Genomic DNA, 16,408 nt, shown 5'->3' with positions numbered 1-16,408 from the left:
GTGAAAAGCCAGTTCTTGCGCCCGAGAGCCCACGGTTGGATCCGGTCTTCGAGCTAAACGCCCCCTCCCCTCTCGCAAGTTTCCAGAAGGGCTGTTTTGCTCACAGGTTATCTCCCGCCCGCTTGATTACAGGCCGCGCGCTTGAAGTTGTCCTGAGAAAACAGCGCCCGCTGCAGAGCGGTGCGATGGAATGCGTCCTGGACGTGAAAGCGGATTAACGTTCGGCGTCAAAGCCCACAAAAAAACGGGTACCTTCAAGGTGCCCGTTTGATTTACGCCGACGCCGACGCCTGCGCCCGTAACCGTTTACCAACCACTTCCAGCAGGTCACAACCATCACGCAGCGGAATGGCCAGCAGTTTGGAAAAGTCCGCCAGCACGACAGTGTCGCAACCAATTTCGGCGCGGAAGGCGATGTTTTCCAGCACCTGCGTGACCGTGCGGATGCGGTAATCGGCCATGGCCAGGAGGACGTCGAGTGGGGCTTGTGTGTCGATGAGCAGTGCGGCCGGAATCTCGTCGAGTCCGGAAAGGGGGGTGTATCTGTCCATAGGTAGAACTCCGATCAAGCAAAGTTTGACCCGATTCAAACGGGAACGGCGGGTTCGACGCTGGGAGCATGACGCCATACTGGAGAATATGCAGAACAGACTGAGCAACGCGCCGGACATGATGCGAGTCCGCAAGCGGACGGTCGAGCATCCCTTCGGTACACTCAAACAATGGATGGGCGCGACGCACTTCCTGATACGAAAGCTAAACGGAGTAAGTGCGGAGATGAGTTTGAACGTCCTCGCCTACAACTTGAAGCGGGTCATGAAAATTCTCGGCACCAGCGGTTTGTTAATGATGGCGATGTCGGCCTGAAGAGATCTGTAGTTTGGCCACCCGGCAAAGTAGAAGCGGCGCTGGTGGCTCCCAGACCCTCGTGATGATCCGCAGGCCTTGTTGTGAGCAATTACTCAGCTAACAACCGTCAGCGCTGCGCGCCAACAGCGCATCCGCGCGTTTTCACACACTCTGGGTCAAAAGCAGTCATCCGTGGGAACCCATCGAGTCAGCCATCTTGTGACCTGTGTAAATAGGCCCCCAAAGATCAATTTGCAGGTGACACTCGGGTCATTATTTCCTGGGCAGTCCGCTGCAAGAGCTGAATCAATTTCGTCTGGTTAACCAGATTCATACGATCAACCGAGCTAACTAAACTTAGCGCTCCCTGAACCGGCCCCTGAAGTGGCTGGAGCGCCACCGATACGGCTGCCACATCTTCATCCACTTCCCCGACGGAGAGATAGAAGCCAGCTTTGCGAATATCGCTGTAATACTTTCTAAAAGTCGCCCATCCCGTCGGCAAATCAGCCTCTGATATCTCCTTCTGGTTGGAATCAAAGACTTTGTGCAACTGTGATGTGGTGAAGCTTGCCAGAATGATCTTCGGCGCCGCGCCTTTAAACAGTGGTCGGATCCGTCCCCGGCCATAACTAAGATTAGTCGGCGTGGAGCTCAGTTCATGGTGTGTGTCAAGGATCTGGCTACCAAAAAGTCCCGAGACGATACAGTTGAAGCCGGTCTGCGCCACCAACTCCTGCATAAGCGGCAAGGCATGCTGCAACACAGGATCGGCCTTACGTATGTAATGGTCCAGGACCATGACTCTCGGCCCCAGGGTGTACATCGAGTCGGCAGAGCGTTGCAGCAGGCCTGCTTCGGTGAGCATTCTCACGTAGCGGTAGCCGGTTGGTAATGACACCTGCAATGCGTCTGAGATGGCGTCAGCAGACCAACTCAGCTGATTGTCAGTGAACAGATCCAGTACGCTAAGCATGCGGGAAAGGCTTGAATCGGATTTTTCTATCATGGGGATTCTGCAGGATCCTAAAGCGCTAATAACAAAATAACGATGTGCGGCTAGGCAATAACAAGGACGCATCCTAAACGCAAGATTCGTACCGAGAATTATCGCAATATGATAATTTATACCATTATCTATGGTTCAGTATAATCTCTCTCTAAGGAATTTCTGTCGTGTTGAACGCCCACGTACACCTCGCCTCCTGCCTAGAGCGACGCCGATGCGAAGCTCTTTTAAAATCAGATCAAGCCGAGTTAGATTTGCTGCTATCACCCAAGCTGGTCTATATGCACTCCACCGGTGTCAGAGATAACAAGAACAGTTTTTTGACCAAGCTAGCGGATGGGAGCCTGAAATATCTGTCTCTCGAATTTTCCCAGATCGGTGCCCAAGCATCCGATGACAGTCTGATAGTGACAGGGCTGATGACCGCAAAGGTGCTCAAGGCAGGTCAGGAGAAGGCGGTGAGTAGCCTGTTTATGACTGTATGGGCGAACGAAGAGCTGGCCGGTGGACGGCGCTGGAGGCTATTCGCCCACCAAGGCTGTCCCAAGGTTTAAAAGCCGACCACCAATAGCGGTCCGCGACAACCTATCGGCTCTAGGCGCGCTAAATTCCGTCTCTTTTCGGCGAGAAACTTCATTCCGCTACGAGTGCGGGGCGCATAGCTAAGCCCCGCGACCTTATGCCCTGGTGTGATCAATCCACACCCATGAGCCTGGCCATTTCTGTCCGCCATTCACTACGGGGACGGAAGCCTGGAAGCTTTCGTGCATGGACTTCAGCCCAGGCCAGTAACTCGTCTGGCGGTAACTCAATCGGCATTGGCACTCGCATCGGCTGGCTAACGTACCAAGGTGTATCGACATAGATTTCGATACGGTTGCCCTCCGGGTCGCGGAAATACAGTGATAGCGCATTGCCGTGAGTAACTGGCGCCAACTCCGTGACCGGAGCCTCCTTGAGCCGCTGGTGAAACGCCTGAAGCGTTTCTATCGAGTCTGCCGTCATCGAGATTTGATTGACGACATTGAAGTCGAGATGCTCCGGGCGTCCCGAGACCAAAACTATCTGATGGTGCACATCCGGATCGCGACTGGTGAATACCAAGTCGATGCGCCCGTTCGGCCCCTCCAAGCTCCCCCTATCCGTAATGGTGAAACCCAGAACCTCAGAGTAGAAGGCTCCTAGCGCCTCGACATCCCGGGCGAAGATGCCCATGTGGCTGAACTTCAATCCAGTATTTTTGCTCATTGTGATTTCCTCTCAATTTTTTCTTTGACACCGCCACCTATAAATACCATTATTCTCATATTGTGACAAACAAGGCGGAATAAAAATGAAAGACGTCGTTATCATCGGCTGCGGGCCCACCGGCGCCCTCCTCGCCAATCTTCTGGGGGAATTGGGCGTAAGCACGCTGGTGCTTGAGCGAGCAGCTGGAGTGCTGGAGATACCCCGTGCAGTTCATATCGACGGGGAAACCATGCGCATCATCCAAGCGGCTGGTATGGCTAATGAAGTGCTGGCATTAAGCCGCCCTGGGCATGGCATGCACTGGGTGGATGCCGAGGGAGAAACCCTGGTGGTACGGGAGGGCCAACAGGGTCTGGGTGACCAGGGATGGCATAACGACTACTACTTCCATCAACCCGACCTTGAAAAGGCAGTTCGTGCCGGCCTCTCCCGTTTCCCCCATGTAGAGTTGCGTGAAGGCGTACAGGTGACGGATTTTCGTCAAGATGATGTAGGGGTCACTCTGAGTGTACTGAATGGCCAAACAGGTCAGAGTGAGCAAATTGAAGCTCGCTATGTAGTGGGTTGTGACGGAGCCCGCTCGATCGTTCGCCAGTGGATAGGCGAAAGCCACGAGGATCTCGGCCTGCACCAAGCGTGGTTAGTCGTCGATGTGCAGTTGTATCGACCACTGGACCTCCCTGAGCACACCGTGCAGCACTGCAACCCGTCCCGCCCAGCCACTTCGAACTACATCACGCCACTTCGCAGGCGCTGGGAAATCATGCTGCTGGACAGCGACGACCAGACCGAAATCACTCACCCGGAGAAAGTCTGGGAACTATTGGCGCCTTGGGTAAGGCCTTCTCAAGGCAAGCTGGAGCGTGCGGCCACCTATATGTTCCACTCCTTGATCAGTCAGGAATGGCAAAAGGGTCGCCTGTTTATCGCCGGAGACGCGGCCCACCAGACGCCGCCGTTCCTCGGCCAAGGACTGTGCGCCGCTGCGCGTGACGCAGCCAATCTGTCATGGAAACTTGCGCAGGCCATAGCCCATCCTGATAGCGCTGGGATCCTGAACACCTACGAGCCTGAGCGTAAACCACACGCCCGTGAATTCGTCGACCTTGCCGTACAGCTAGGCGGGATCATTCAGGAGACGTGCCCCCAGGCGGCATCCGTGCGCAATACCGAGCTTAAGAGTAAGGGCCTTTGTTTTCCTTTCCCCCGCCCAACTTTAGGCCCCGGCGTGCATATGGGAACAGAAGGAATCGTCGGCAAGATCGGCTTCCAATCCGTGCTGCCCGACGGCCACTGGCTGGATGACCTGGTCGGTCCACACTTCTGCTTAGTGATCGAAGCAACTCAAGCCCATCAGCTGACAGCGGAGACCGGAGGACTGCTGGAAGTCCTCGGCGTCAAGGTTATTCGCGATGGAGGTCTGAGATCTCAGCAATGGTTAAAGGACAACAATCTCGCAGCGGTGCTGCTGCGCCCTGACAGGTATGTCTTCGACGGCCTAGCCAACCTCGCCGATTTACCTCTCACGCTGGAGCATCTGGCCGCTTGGATTAAACCCTGAGGCTCGAAGCAGCTCTCTCCGCAACCCTTAGTAAGGAAAATAATATGAAGTTTGCATCACTAAAAAATGGCCGTCGCGACGGTGCACTAGTTCTAGTTTCGAGTGACCTCAAAAAGGCCGTTCCAGCAGAGGGAATTGCAGCGACGTTGCTCGAAGCACTTGAAGAGTGGCCAAAAGTACAACCACAGCTGAAAGCACTCTCCGATAAGCTCAACGCCGGCCAGGCGCTCGGCGCTTTTGATTTTGAGCAATGCCAGCTGGAGTCGCCTCTGCCACGTACTTTCCAGTGGTGCGATGGCTCTGCATATCTCAATCATGCAGAGTTGGTACGTAAAGCGCGCAACGCGGAGATGCCAGAACAGCTCTATCACGACCCCATGCTTTATCAGGGCGCATCGGATTCCTTTATCGGACCTCGCGACCCAATCCTGGTAGCCAAATCTGAATGGGGAATTGACCTGGAGGGTGAGGTCGCCATCGTGACCGACGACGTACCCATGGGCGTTTCCGTCGAGGAAGCAAGCAAGCACATCAAGCTGGTCATGATTCTGAATGACGTAAGCCTGCGCAATATCATGCCAGCCGAGTTGGCAAAGGGCTTTGGCTTCCTCGTCTCGAAGCCTTCTACCGCATTTTCTCCGGTTGCCATAACCCCTGAAGAGCTGGGTGGAGCCTGGGATGGCGGCAAGGTGCTTCTTCCCTTGATCTGCCACGTCAATGACAGCCTCCTGGGCAAGCCAGATGCAGGTGTTGACTGCTACTTTGACTTCCCTCGCCTGATCGCCCATGCCGCACAAACTCGCGAACTGCGAGCCGGAACCATTATCGGCTCCGGCACAGTATCGAACCGTGACACTTCGGTGGGCACAGCCTGCATTCAGGAAAAGAGGATGCTGGAGAAACTAGCGACCGGTGAGATGCATACCCCTCATCTCCAGTTTGGTGACCGCGTGCGAGTAGAAATGCTGGATGCTGATGGCCAATCCGTGTTCGGTGCGATAGAGCAGACCGTGGTTCAGTACCAAGGGCCAGTTAAGAACCCATAACCCCCCTGCTATGCCAGGCAGCAAGCCGCGACTGGGCATGCCCAGCAGCGGCTTTTTAACGTTTAGATACGCCCTAATAAAAACAATTATCGCTCAGGAGTCGCAGACATGACGCTATGCAGCGTTTCTCAAGTCACGCCCTTAGACCATTCAAATATTTGCCGAACTAACGTTTTTAAAACGGTGGAGGGCAAAGTATGAACTCTACAAGCGCGCCAATTCAAAAAATTGATATTGGCATGTTTCTCGATAGCAGCCCCTTATTGGGCATGCAGAAATTAGTCATTTTCATGGCCGCAATGGCGATAATTCTTGATGGTTTCGACTCACAGCTGATCGGGTTCGCTATCCCCCAATTGATGGAAGAATGGGGTGTTTCCCGCGCCGCGTTTAGCTCGGTATTAGCAGCTGGCCTTATTGGTATGGCTATAGGCATGGCTTGCGGTGGTTGTCTGGCAGACCGCATTGGACGAAGTAGAGTGCTAGCGACCAGCTGTTTGCTATTTGGAACGGCTACTATCCTAATCGGCTTTGCCTCGAACGTTGAGGGCGTCACGATTTTGCGTTTTATAGCAGGTTTGGGCATTGGCGCAGCATTGCCTTGCGCTGCCACTCTCACCGCCGAATACACCCCTGCTCGTCAGCGCACAATGGCTATAACCCTGACCATCGTATGCTTCCCTCTCGGCGGGATGATCGCCGGACTTTTTGCTGCTTGGGTTCTATCTCGCCATGGTTGGCAGTGGTTGTTTTGGGTTGGCGGTTCAATGCCCATATTGTTAAGTTTGCTGCTCTTCGTGTTTCTGCCCGAGTCCCCTCGCTATTTGGCGCGCCACCAACGACGCTGGCCCGAACTTATCCATATTCTAAAACGCATGGGGCACACGATCTCAGAGAGTTCTGAGTTCGCCGACAGTGCAGAACGTCCATCACCTAAGAGGTTAGGCTTTAAAGCTCTGTTTCAGGCGGCTTTCGCGCGGGACACTATCGCCATATGTCTGGCATTTTTCAGCGTCGTGCTATCACTGTATAGCGCTTTCAACTGGCTACCGGCCGTACTATCGGCCGAGGGCCTGTCAATGGCGTTGGCCAGTCAGGCCCTGGCCGCCCATAACTTGGGGGGGGTGCTAGGTTCGCTATTTTGCGCCTATGCCATCACCAGATTTGGGTCACGCGTTCCTTTGTTGATCTGTGGGTCCCTAGCCGCCCTGAGCGCTTTTGCGATGTTGGGCCTCGATATCAGTCATAACGCGGGTTTAGTCATTGCCGGCTTTGGCGTCCACGGTTTCTTTGTTAACGCCGTACAGACCTCGCTCTATGGCTTGTGCGCCCATGTCTATCCGACAGAGGTTCGTGCAACTGGCATGGCTACAGCCCTGGCATTCGGCAGGATTGGGGGCATTTTGAGTGCCTTCATTGGAGCGGCTGTAATTACTTTTGGCGGCCTCTCAGGCTTCCTGGTAATGCTCGGCGCCGGCATGGCCGCCGCCGTCATCGCGTTGTTGCTAGTACGCAGTCACCTACCTGGCAAGAAAAGCTCCGCTCGCTTGGCTACTGCCAATGCGCACTAGAGAATAGAGGTGGCGCCGTTTTTAAATTAATACCCGAAGGGCGACCATTAAAGGTTCGCTCTGAAGAATCGAGGTGAGCCGGAAACTGGCTCACCACCTTCCTGAATGAAAAACAGCCTGCTTCAAGGGAATAAAAATAATGAATCCCGCGTACATTCACGCCCGTAAAAAACTGATGTTGGTCATGATCATAATTAGCGCACCCGCGCTCTCTCCCCCCGCTAAGGCTGACTTTATCGATGACAGTAAGGCCCGAATTGAAATGCGTAACTTCTACCTCAACCGCGATTTCCGTCAGGACAATGCCCCGCAATCCATCGCCGCTGAATGGGCCCAGAGCTTCACGGCGCGAATCGAGTCTGGCTACACCAATGGCAGGTTCGGCTTTGGCCTTGATGCCCTCGGGAAATTGGGGGTCAAGCTCGACTCCAGCCCTGACCGGCGGGGAACCGGTCTGCTGCCATATGGCCCCGACAGTCACGAACCGGCCGACGAGTTCAGCACGCTGGGCTTGACCGGCAAATTACGCGCATCCAAAAGCGTACTGAAAATCGGTACCCTACAACCGCTGCTACCAGTGGCGACCTATAATGACAACCGTATGCTGGCCTCCACTTTCCAGGGCGGCTTGCTGACCAGCCAGGAAATTAGCGGCCTGACGGTCAATACCGGACGTCTGACCAAAACCAATCTGCGCGACTCGTCGAGCAATGACGACATCGGCTACGGCATCTCCAGCAGCGATCACTTCGATTTTGCCGGTGGCAGCTACGCCTTCAACCCGCAACTGAACCTAAGCTACTACTACGGTAAGCTCGATCAGATCTATCGCCAGCATTTCGTCGGTCTGGTGCACACCCAGCCTTTGGGCAATGGCTTCAGCGTGCGCAGCGACCTGCGCTACTTCGACAGCCGCGGCGACGGCGCCGAACGCGCCGGGCGCATTGACAACCGCAACTTCAACAGCATGTTCACGTTGGTTAAGGGCGCGCACAAAGTCAGCGCCACCTGGCAGCAGTTGTCCGGAGCCAGCGCCTTCCCGTTTCTCAACGGTGGCGATCCCTACGTGGTCAACCTGGTGACCTACAACACCTACACCCGAGCAGACGAGGACTCCTGGCAACTACGCTATGACTATGACTTCGCAGCCCAAGGCATTCCCGGCCTAACCTTTATGACCCGTTACACCAACGGCCGTCACGCCAAGACCGCCAGCCTCGATAATGGCATAGAGCGCGAACGCGACACCGATATCGCGTATGTCATCCAGAGCGGCGTATTAAAGGACGTGAGCGTACGGTGGCGCAACGTGACGTTTCGCTCAGGCAATGGCTTGACCACCGCTGTCGATGAGAACCGAATAATCCTCGGTTACACCTTGGCACTATGGTGATCCCTGTCTGGCGCCACCGTTGTTACAGCTCAGGACGGTACGCAGAAAATGAAGCAGGCGGCCTCATATGGTCATCTCTGTGCAAAACAGTGATGAGGTGCTGAGCGAAATCAAGGTGACACCCCTGTGTGGATGTGATGCTGGTGGTGTTTATCGTGACCGCCGCAGTGCTAACCAGCGCCATCCCGATCAACGTGCCCAAGACCGAAACCGTGGCGCCGGTAGAGCAGAAGGATCCGCTGGTGGTAAGCATCAACGGCCCCGGCAAACTGTTTCTCAACAAGATGAAATCCAGCCCGATCTGCTGGAGTTTCAACCTAAAGTCGGCCAAGGCCAAGGACCCGGAAGTACGCGTGCAATTGCCGACGGATGACGGGGGAATTACGGCGAAGTCGCGCGGGGCATAGCATCGATCAAGCGCGCATGAATTACCAAGTTGTCGGTAATTATTCCGCGTTAATAAAACAGGTGGTCAAGTAGAGTGTATCTTCGCATGGTATCCGTTGGGTCTTCTACCTAACCCTCCTGCACGACATCCCGCGCTGGCTATTTCACGACATGCAGCAAACACTCCCAGTGTCGGATTAACATACTGCTTTGGTAATCACCTCGTAAGCCCGCACCAATGACGGCACACTTTTAAATATTGGGGCGTCAGGACAGTTGCTGTTTTGTGGGCCGCTTACTTCAAAACGGCTTTTTTACATTTTACATGGTGCGGGTTTTAGAACATCAGCCTCGCAGGTGATTCTTGGCTTGCGTTTCCCCTCTACGAGTACTGACCTACAGTGGCTCTGGCCGATGCAGCGCGTATCCTTGGCCGTAGTCAACACCGATCTCTAGCAATAGGGGCAGGAACTCGGGAAATTCAACCGACTCGGCGACCGTTAAAATATTCATCGCACGAGCGACCTTCACAACGGCTTCTACGATAGAGGCACCTGCCGAATGGGTCAGAATCCCTTTGATAAATTCGCCGTCTATTTTGACGTACTGGACGGGCAATTGCTGAAGATAAGAAAAGGAAGACATCCCGCTGCCAAAATCATCCAGCGCAAAACTGAACCCTTGATCGACGAGCTGTTGGATAACTGCAGCGGTGTGCGGCAAGCTCCAGATGGCCGCTGTTTCTGTCACTTCGAAGCATACCTGGCACGGTTGCACATCCACGTAGTCAGCTAGCATCCGTGCAATGTATGCAGAAAAACCAGGGGTACTTAAGGTGACGCCCGATACATTAATAAAATAGCGAGTTTTGGCCCGTTGATGTACCGGCAAACTTTGCAGGTTCGAGAACGCTTTGCGAATAATATGGCGATCTAGTTCGTCAATAATGCCAAAGCGTTCGGCTGGGGGTATAAACGATCCCGGGTAAATCAAATTACCTTCAGTATCCAACAAACGGGCCAGTACTTCACGACACTCGACTGAACCGTGGTCCTGCACCAGCATGGCGGTGAAGCGTTGTCCATAAAGTACGACTCGATCGTCCCTAATGCAATCCTTGATATGATTGACCCAGTCCATGTCACGCTGCCGTTCAGTGATTTCCAAATCGTCGGCGTGGCTAACTTGGACTCGGTCTCGACCTTTTTCTTTGGCTAGAAAGCAAGCGATATCGGCTAGACTCAAAGCCTCACTGAATGGAAGGAACTGAAGAGTACCAAATCCCACAAGACCGACGCTGAGGGTCACGCTATAACGCCGTTCGTTCCAAAAAAAAGGAATGTCACGAATTTTACTGCGCAACGTGTGTGCCAGTTCTATGGCATCTGTTTCAGAGCAGTCACGCAAGATCAGGGCAAATTCGTCACCGCCGAGGCGCGCCAGGAGATCGGTATGTCTTACATGCTGTTTTAGAATTGCAGCCACCTTCCGCAACAAAGCATCGCCTGCATCATGGCCACCACGATCATTGATTATTTTGAAATGGTCCAAATCCATGTACAACAAGGCGTGAGTGCCAGAAAACCTGTCGAGTTCGTGACTTTTTTTATCAAACTCTCGACGGTTGTACAGTCCTGTCAAAGAATCGTGAGCGGCCTGGTAAGAAATATCCTGGGCGAGGTTATGCGCTTCTGTGACATCGTGGCCTTGAACAAATATTCCGGATATCTGACCGCTAGAAGCTCGAATTGGTTGGTAAATCAGGTCGATATAGCACTGCGTCAGTGGACCATCTAACACACATTGTAATTTAATCGGCAGAGCGCGCCCTATGAAAGGTTCGCCCGTAGCAAAGACGTGGTCTAGCTTATCCAGATAACCCTGCTCTATTACTTCGGGGAGAGCGTCAGCTAACGCGGAGCCTAGAATCTGACGGTGACCAATCAGCTGATAGTAAGCGTCGTTTGCGAGCTCAAAGATGTGCTGCCGGCCGCGAAGTACACACATGAATCCAGGTGTGTGCTGGAAAAGTAGACGTAGGTGTTCATTCCCATCTTCGCTAATTGTCTGTGCGCTCATAGATTCGCCATCCTGGTTATGTCAAGCATCGAAATTGTTATGACATTGAGGGGTGTCCTTTGGGCGCTTTTCTTAACGAGACCAATTCCGCCAACTGGAAGCGTATGACCAACACATTAAAGCAGAGTGATCACACCGCCAGAGCCCGCGCTTTGCTCTGGTCAAGCTCAACGCCCGGAGTTGCAGGTCTCCATTTAAATTTTGGGCCTTCCTAAAAGCGTGGCCGGTGAAGCTTGGCTTGGTCATACCGGTGAGCAAACAACCAGATCACGAAGCGTCATGCACAGAACCTTCGTCCGAGGGTGCGACGCAATGGTTCTGATGCCGACCACTCGGGAAGAGCCTACAACGAGCTAATGGATGCTGTGCAAGAAAGCCTTAAGGCGCTGCGCCAGGCTTTCCAGCGTCAGAGTGCTGTAATGCTGACGATCCCATGCGGCATGCAGAGTCACCCCAAGATTCACCTCCGGTGTCCGTGCCGATGCCTGGATCAGCACACCATGTAGCCCGTAGCGCGGCAAATCCGTGACAACACCCACTCCCCGTCCATTAGCCGCCAGTGCCTGGATGATGGGTGATTGGTCACACTCTTCGACCGACGAATACCGCAAACCTTCGCGTGTCATGGCCAGATCCAGCTCAATCCGACTGACACTGGAGCTGCTAGGCAACAACAGGGGCTGATCCGCCAATTCAGCAAGCGTAACCCTGCTCATCTTTTTAATGGCCCAAGGATGGTCGCTGTTCACATAGGCTCGAAGCGGCACCAGGCCTAATTGCAAAGTGGCGCAATCTTGCTGCGGAGTGATGGGCGAGACCACCATGTCCATCCCGCTATGCAGCAGTTCGTGCAAACCGAAATGCGACGACTCATGGGTGAGGATCAATGGGTCCTCGGCTTTCAACATGCTGATAAAAGGCGCGATCAGACCGGCGATCGTGGCATAGGTAGCGCCCAGATGCAGGCGCTGGATATGCCCCTTCGACCAGCTCTGTGCCGCAGCTTTTACCGACCGTGCGTTGCTCAACAGTTGTCGCGCCAAAGGCACCAGCTCACGGCCAGCGGGTGTCAGTCGCAGGCGGTTGCGTTGATTATCGAACAGCTTGAAGCCTAGTTCGCCTTCGAAACTCTGTATCTGACGACTTAGGGCCGGCTGGGCCATATGCAATTGCGGGGCGGCAGCGGTAACCGTACCAAAATCGACTACGGCGAGAAAACACTCGACACGGCGTAAGTTCATGGCACCTGTACCATTGTGCATTCGAGAAATGAAGCGCAGCTTGATGACCGCGCTCTCAGCGTATCACTCGTTCAGGGACGAACCGCGGTGACTTCTATTTCAACCAGATACCCCGGGTTGGCAAGACCGGCCACCTGAAACACGGAACGAGTCGGCAGGAGCGGTTGTTGTGCAGTGCCGAAAAAGCCGGTGTAGCCCTTCATAAAACCGGCAAAATCCATTTTGCCTTGCTTCGCCGGATCCCCCACCAGGTACACCTGCATTTTCACGACGTCAGCCATGCCCAGACCAAGGCGCTTCAGCGACGTTTCGATACCCTGCAGTACATTTACCGTTTGCGCCTGGGTATCGCCATAGGCGGCGACGGTGTTTTTATCCTGATCGGCATGGATAATCGCGGGCACCGCGCCACTGAAATTCACCAACGTGGAGTTTGCCGGAATCTCAATTGCCAATGCGACCGGAAAATCGGTATTGGGAATTTTGTGGCGGATCAATTCACCGGCATTGGCCTGAGCGAGCAGCATAAATAGTCCCAGAGTAGCGCCAAGCGCCTGATGGATGGAGTTAATAAGCATCGTTTTCCCTCAATTTTGTGGTCAGTTCAGCGGCCTGTCAGCGCTTTTACCGTTGCCATGTTTACCGGTTCATTGAATGCATTGCCGTTGTGCGTGCGGATGTAGGTCACTACCGCAGCGATCTGTTCGTCGTCGAGGAAGCTCTTGAAGGCAGGCATGCCGCCCTGCCCTTGAGCCACCATGAACACCGGGTAAGCGTCCGCAGACAGCCGCGGATTGTTTGCCAAAGCCGGATAGGCTCCAGCACCCTGCGCACCTTGACCCTTTGCCATGTGACACCCCTGACAGATGGCCTTGAACAGGCCCTCGCCCTCTCGTTGCTCAAAATGTTTGCCGGGAGCGGACACTTGCGGGTCCAGCGCATGCGCGTGCCCACTCGCCAACAAGATCAACAGTAAGGCTGAATAACGTCGTTTCATTTACTGCTCCTCAGACCTTCGCGCTTGCATGGGCGACAATGTGCGCATGCAGACGGGTGATCGCATCCTGTGCTGAAAGGATGGCGCCTTCCTGCCAGGCCGGCAGGTGCGAGACATGCTCCCCGGCCAGTACCAGGCGACCATCGATCTGACACAGATTGTTGTAGTGAGCTTCCCGCGATGCCTCGGTCCACGCTCCATAACACCCGTTGCTCCAAGGCACACGATGCCAGCCGACGGCGATGCCGTTGTCAAACTCGGCTGGGTATTGCGGGTGAACTTGAGCGCCGTATTCGACAGCTTTTCTGATGCGCTCTTCAGGTGTCATGGCAGTAAATTCGAAAGCGTTGTTGTTCTCCCAGAGATAGCCACCCAGCAACACGCCTTTGCCACGACTGCCGTAATCGCAATTGGGGTAACCGATCTGCTGCATGGGTGAGTCCGTGTAACTCACACCGCCATAGATATGTTCGTCCTGTTCCCAGAACCGTCGTTTGAACTGCAAGCCGATTTTCACCGAGGCGTTGTATGGCACCGCGCGAATGGCTGCCTGCATCGGCGCGCCGCAGTCGATCGGGATCTGGCTCAGGATCGACAGCGGCAACGTGCAAACGCACCAATCCGCCTGCTCCTGCAGGGGTTGGCCACCCTCGCTGTTTTCCCAGGTGACGCTCACACCCTGGGCGTTCTGCTGGATGCGGGTAATCTTGGAATTGAACTGGATTACCCCCTGCAGTTGGCGGGCGAACGCCTGGGCAATCATGTCCATCCCTCCTACTGGCTGGAACAGGGTGGTCTGGAATTCATGCAACTGACCGACCATCAGGTACAGCCACATGCCTGACTGCAGCAGCGCCTGGCGCTCGATGATTGGCGAGGGCTGGGCTGCCGGCATCAGGCCGCCACCGGCATCCACGGCAAAGCCGCGACGCAGGCTGCTGGTCGTTGACTGGCGGTACTGATTATCGGCATCAAGGCCAGCCCAGACCCGAAGGCTTTCCAGGAGTTTTTGCCGATCTTCGGCCGTAACTTCCTGATCCAGCGCGCCCTGGTTGACGGCCTTGCTCAGCAGCTCGGCAATATGGCCCTGGTAATCGGCCTGGACTTCGCGGTAGCGCTTGGGCTTTCCAGCGAACGCCTGGCTGTTGTGCACGAGCGCATTGTGGTTCACCTGCACGAAGGGCTCGAGCTTGACCTCGAATTTTTTGCAGTAATCCAGAATGGCGTGGTGATGGTAGGGAATTCGCCAAGGCCCCGGGTTGAAATACAGGCCCGGATCGAAGCGGCACTCCTGGACGGCACCCCCCAATTCGGTGAAGCGATCACCGCCACGCAAGGTCCAGCAACGGCCTCCGGCCTTGGCGTTATATTCCAGGACTTTGACCTTGTAACCGGCCTGGCGCAGCTCATACGCAGCGGTCATGCCCGCGAGACCAGCACCCAGGACCAGCACTGTCGAACCTTTCGGTGCCTGGCTCAGCTTAAAATCCCCCGCGTAGGTCGACTCGCCGGCAAAGCTCAAGGCGCTCATGGCCTGATACATTGCGGCAGCACCGGCCGTATTGCCTATCCACCGCAGCAGCGTGCGGCGTGTCACTTTGGCTTGATCGATCATGACGACTTGCCCCCCAAACCCGCGATCAGCGGATAGTTGAGAATGAACTCGACATGGGCCCGCACACCGGTTTTGAGCGTGGCATCGTCAACGGTAAAAAACGGGCTGTGGTTGACGGGTGCTTTGAGCATGTCCTGGTCCGGAGAAGTTGCTCCGAGGAACACGAACAGCGCAGGGACCTTGCTCGCGTAATGGGCGAAGTCCTCACTCGCGGGAGAGAAGTTCGGGGTGAGTTTAGCGTTGCCATCAGCGGCCTTTTTCATCGAGGCCGCCATCATGCGAGTCAGGCGCTTATCGTTCATCAGCACCGGCGCGTACTCCGCGAGTTCAACTTTGGCGGTAACCCCATTAGCCTGGGCAACATGTTCGATCATCGGCGGCAATTGACTGAGGATGCCGTCGCGGATCTCATTGTTGTTGGTGCGCACCGTGCCCAGCATCGACAAGGTTTCCGGGATGATATTGCCGACCGTCCCGCCGTTGATTGCACCAATAGTAACGACGCCCATGCCTTGACTCAGGTCTGCGCGACGGCTGATGAGCGTCTGCATGGCAGTGATCATTTGCGCACCGGCAACTACCGGATCCGCGCCTTTCCATGGCATAGATCCATGCACCTGGCGTCCGGTTACGGTAATGCGCAGGCCATCGGCACTGTTCAGGGTCGGCCCCGGTTTATAGCGGATGTGTCCGCTCGGCACCCCGGCCATGACGTGCAAACCAAAGATGGCGTCGACTTTCGGATTGACCAGCACGCCCTCGGCGATCATTTTTCGTGCGCCGATTTCGGCGCCCTGGGTGAAGTTGTCGATGTTCGCGCCACCCTCCTCCGCTGGCTGAAACACGAACACCACGGTACCCGCAATCTGCTCCCGGTGATCGGCCAACAGCTTCGCCGCCCCCAGTAACATTGCGGTATGGGCATCGTGCCCACAGGCATGCATCACTGGGACTTCTTTGCCCTGATATTGCGCTCGTGCCGTGCTCGCGAAGGCCAGACCTGCAGGTTCTTGCACTGGCAATGCGTCCATGTCCGCGCGCAAGGCCATTACCGGTCCTGGCTTGCCACCTTTGAGAACACCAATAACTCCGGTGTTAGCGACGCCAGTCCGGACATCAATGCCAAGCGACTGGAGGCGATCAGCGACCAGCTTGGAAGTCTTAAATTCCTGGTTGCCGAGCTCGGGGTGCTGGTGGATTTTGTGCCGCAGTGCGATGACCGCCGGCTCTTCCAGCAAGGCGGCGGCCTTGACCCAGTCATCGGGCACGCTGGCTTGTGCAGCGCTGGTGAGTGCAGCGGCCAGCATTGAAACGAACAGCAGCGGATAGATGGATTTCATTGGAACTCTCTTTAACGAACAGGCACAACTCTCCTGCCCTTGGCGAAACCAGGAGAAGCCATACGTGTT

At 55.1% G+C, this 16,408-nt stretch carries 15 protein-coding genes and 1 pseudogene; 7 read left to right on the top strand and 9 right to left on the bottom strand.

Annotated elements, in window-relative coordinates; all coding sequences use genetic code 11:
* Positions 1–272 precede the first annotated feature (272 nt).
* Positions 273–551 (bottom strand): hypothetical protein, encoded by a 279-nt coding sequence (locus UB23_RS12070; RefSeq protein WP_045059538.1) that lies wholly within the window; start codon positions 549–551, stop codon positions 273–275.
* On the opposite strand from UB23_RS12070, the gene UB23_RS12065 reads away from it, so the two are divergent.
* Positions 460–867 (top strand): transposase, encoded by a 408-nt coding sequence (locus UB23_RS12065; protein ID WP_330218104.1) that lies wholly within the window; start codon positions 460–462, stop codon positions 865–867. The two genes, UB23_RS12070 and UB23_RS12065, sit on opposite strands and share 92 nt — an antisense overlap.
* Before the next feature lie 229 nt (positions 868–1,096).
* Here UB23_RS12065 and UB23_RS12060 read toward each other — a convergent pair whose 3' ends face one another.
* Entirely contained in the window at positions 1,097–1,858 is a 762-nt protein-coding gene (locus tag UB23_RS12060; protein WP_045059537.1) for an IclR family transcriptional regulator, read from the bottom strand.
* Between the two features lie 167 nt (positions 1,859–2,025).
* Between UB23_RS12060 and UB23_RS12055 the strand changes: the two genes are divergently transcribed.
* Complete coding sequence (locus UB23_RS12055; protein WP_045059536.1) at positions 2,026–2,412, top strand: nuclear transport factor 2 family protein; 387 nt, start codon at positions 2,026–2,028, stop codon at positions 2,410–2,412.
* A gap of 139 nt (positions 2,413–2,551) precedes the next feature.
* On the opposite strand, the gene UB23_RS12050 is transcribed toward UB23_RS12055, so the two are convergent.
* Positions 2,552–3,106, bottom strand: coding sequence for a VOC family protein (locus UB23_RS12050; RefSeq protein ID WP_045059535.1), 555 nt, complete (start codon positions 3,104–3,106; stop codon positions 2,552–2,554).
* 85 nt (positions 3,107–3,191) lie between these two features.
* Between UB23_RS12050 and mhpA the strand changes: the two genes are divergently transcribed.
* The 5 genes and pseudogenes from mhpA (at position 3,192) to UB23_RS12025 (ending at position 9,107) form a co-directional block, all read left to right on the top strand.
* The gene (mhpA, locus tag UB23_RS12045; RefSeq protein WP_045059534.1) at positions 3,192–4,670 is read left to right on the top strand and encodes a bifunctional 3-(3-hydroxy-phenyl)propionate/3-hydroxycinnamic acid hydroxylase MhpA; all 1,479 of its coding nucleotides are present in this window, start codon (positions 3,192–3,194) and stop codon (positions 4,668–4,670) included.
* A 44-nt stretch (positions 4,671–4,714) separates the two neighbouring features.
* Positions 4,715–5,716 (top strand): fumarylacetoacetate hydrolase family protein, encoded by a 1,002-nt coding sequence (locus tag UB23_RS12040; protein WP_045059533.1) that lies wholly within the window; start codon positions 4,715–4,717, stop codon positions 5,714–5,716.
* Positions 5,717–5,913: 197 nt separating this feature from the next.
* Positions 5,914–7,287, top strand: a complete 1,374-nt coding sequence (locus UB23_RS12035; protein WP_045059532.1) for an MFS transporter — start codon at positions 5,914–5,916, stop codon at positions 7,285–7,287.
* A 175-nt stretch (positions 7,288–7,462) separates the two neighbouring features.
* Positions 7,463–8,680 carry an OprD family porin gene (locus tag UB23_RS12030; protein ID WP_442963626.1) on the top strand — a complete coding sequence of 406 codons (1,218 nt, stop codon included), beginning with the start codon at positions 7,463–7,465 and terminating at the stop codon, positions 8,678–8,680.
* A gap of 67 nt (positions 8,681–8,747) precedes the next feature.
* Positions 8,748–9,107, top strand: a pseudogene (locus UB23_RS12025) (ExbD/TolR family protein).
* A gap of 356 nt (positions 9,108–9,463) precedes the next feature.
* Here UB23_RS12025 and UB23_RS12020 read toward each other — a convergent pair.
* The 6 genes from UB23_RS12020 to UB23_RS11995 form a co-directional block, all read right to left on the bottom strand.
* Positions 9,464–11,146 carry an EAL domain-containing protein gene (locus UB23_RS12020; protein ID WP_052672986.1) on the bottom strand — a complete coding sequence of 561 codons (1,683 nt, stop codon included), beginning with the start codon at positions 11,144–11,146 and terminating at the stop codon, positions 9,464–9,466.
* A 353-nt stretch (positions 11,147–11,499) separates the two neighbouring features.
* Positions 11,500–12,408, bottom strand: a complete 909-nt coding sequence (locus tag UB23_RS12015; protein WP_082069170.1) for a LysR family transcriptional regulator — start codon at positions 12,406–12,408, stop codon at positions 11,500–11,502.
* 50 nt (positions 12,409–12,458) lie between these two features.
* Entirely contained in the window at positions 12,459–12,965 is a 507-nt protein-coding gene (locus tag UB23_RS12010) for a RidA family protein (protein ID WP_045059529.1), read from the bottom strand.
* A 26-nt stretch (positions 12,966–12,991) separates the two neighbouring features.
* The gene (locus UB23_RS12005) at positions 12,992–13,384 is read right to left on the bottom strand and encodes a c-type cytochrome (protein WP_045059528.1); all 393 of its coding nucleotides are present in this window, start codon (positions 13,382–13,384) and stop codon (positions 12,992–12,994) included.
* 10 nt (positions 13,385–13,394) lie between these two features.
* Positions 13,395–14,999, bottom strand: coding sequence for a flavin monoamine oxidase family protein (locus UB23_RS12000; RefSeq protein ID WP_045059527.1), 1,605 nt, complete (start codon positions 14,997–14,999; stop codon positions 13,395–13,397).
* Complete coding sequence (locus UB23_RS11995; RefSeq protein WP_052672985.1) at positions 14,996–16,339, bottom strand: amidohydrolase; 1,344 nt, start codon at positions 16,337–16,339, stop codon at positions 14,996–14,998. Before UB23_RS11995 ends, UB23_RS12000 begins: the two co-directional genes overlap by 4 nt.
* Positions 16,340–16,408: the final 69 nt, after the last annotated feature.

Source organism: Pseudomonas sp. ES3-33 (assembly GCF_000952175.1).
Taxonomy (GTDB): Bacteria; Pseudomonadota; Gammaproteobacteria; order Pseudomonadales; family Pseudomonadaceae; genus Aquipseudomonas; species Aquipseudomonas gregormendelii.
The sequence above is the reverse complement of the archived record's forward strand: the minus strand, read 5'-3'. Positions and strand labels throughout refer to the sequence as shown.

Excerpts from the sequence above, each read along its gene's own strand:
- UB23_RS12035 (WP_045059532.1), top strand. The coding sequence starts at position 5,914 with ATGAACTCTACAAGCGCGCCAATTCAAAAAATTGATATTGGCATGTTT.
- mhpA (WP_045059534.1), top strand. The coding sequence starts at position 3,192 with ATGAAAGACGTCGTTATCATCGGCTGCGGGCCCACCGGCGCCCTCCTC.
- UB23_RS12010 (WP_045059529.1), bottom strand. The coding sequence starts at position 12,965 with ATGCTTATTAACTCCATCCATCAGGCGCTTGGCGCTACTCTGGGACTA.
- UB23_RS12070 (WP_045059538.1), bottom strand. The coding sequence starts at position 551 with ATGGACAGATACACCCCCCTTTCCGGACTCGACGAGATTCCGGCCGCA.
- UB23_RS12040 (WP_045059533.1), top strand. The coding sequence starts at position 4,715 with ATGAAGTTTGCATCACTAAAAAATGGCCGTCGCGACGGTGCACTAGTT.
- UB23_RS12005 (WP_045059528.1), bottom strand. The coding sequence starts at position 13,384 with ATGAAACGACGTTATTCAGCCTTACTGTTGATCTTGTTGGCGAGTGGG.
- UB23_RS12015 (WP_082069170.1), bottom strand. The coding sequence starts at position 12,408 with ATGCACAATGGTACAGGTGCCATGAACTTACGCCGTGTCGAGTGTTTT.
- UB23_RS12060 (WP_045059537.1), bottom strand. The coding sequence starts at position 1,858 with ATGATAGAAAAATCCGATTCAAGCCTTTCCCGCATGCTTAGCGTACTG.
- UB23_RS12065 (WP_330218104.1), top strand. The coding sequence starts at position 460 with ATGGCCAGGAGGACGTCGAGTGGGGCTTGTGTGTCGATGAGCAGTGCG.
- UB23_RS11995 (WP_052672985.1), bottom strand. The coding sequence starts at position 16,339 with ATGAAATCCATCTATCCGCTGCTGTTCGTTTCAATGCTGGCCGCTGCA.
- UB23_RS12020 (WP_052672986.1), bottom strand. The coding sequence starts at position 11,146 with ATGAGCGCACAGACAATTAGCGAAGATGGGAATGAACACCTACGTCTA.
- UB23_RS12030 (WP_442963626.1), top strand. The coding sequence starts at position 7,463 with ATGTTGGTCATGATCATAATTAGCGCACCCGCGCTCTCTCCCCCCGCT.
- UB23_RS12050 (WP_045059535.1), bottom strand. The coding sequence starts at position 3,106 with ATGAGCAAAAATACTGGATTGAAGTTCAGCCACATGGGCATCTTCGCC.
- UB23_RS12000 (WP_045059527.1), bottom strand. The coding sequence starts at position 14,999 with ATGATCGATCAAGCCAAAGTGACACGCCGCACGCTGCTGCGGTGGATA.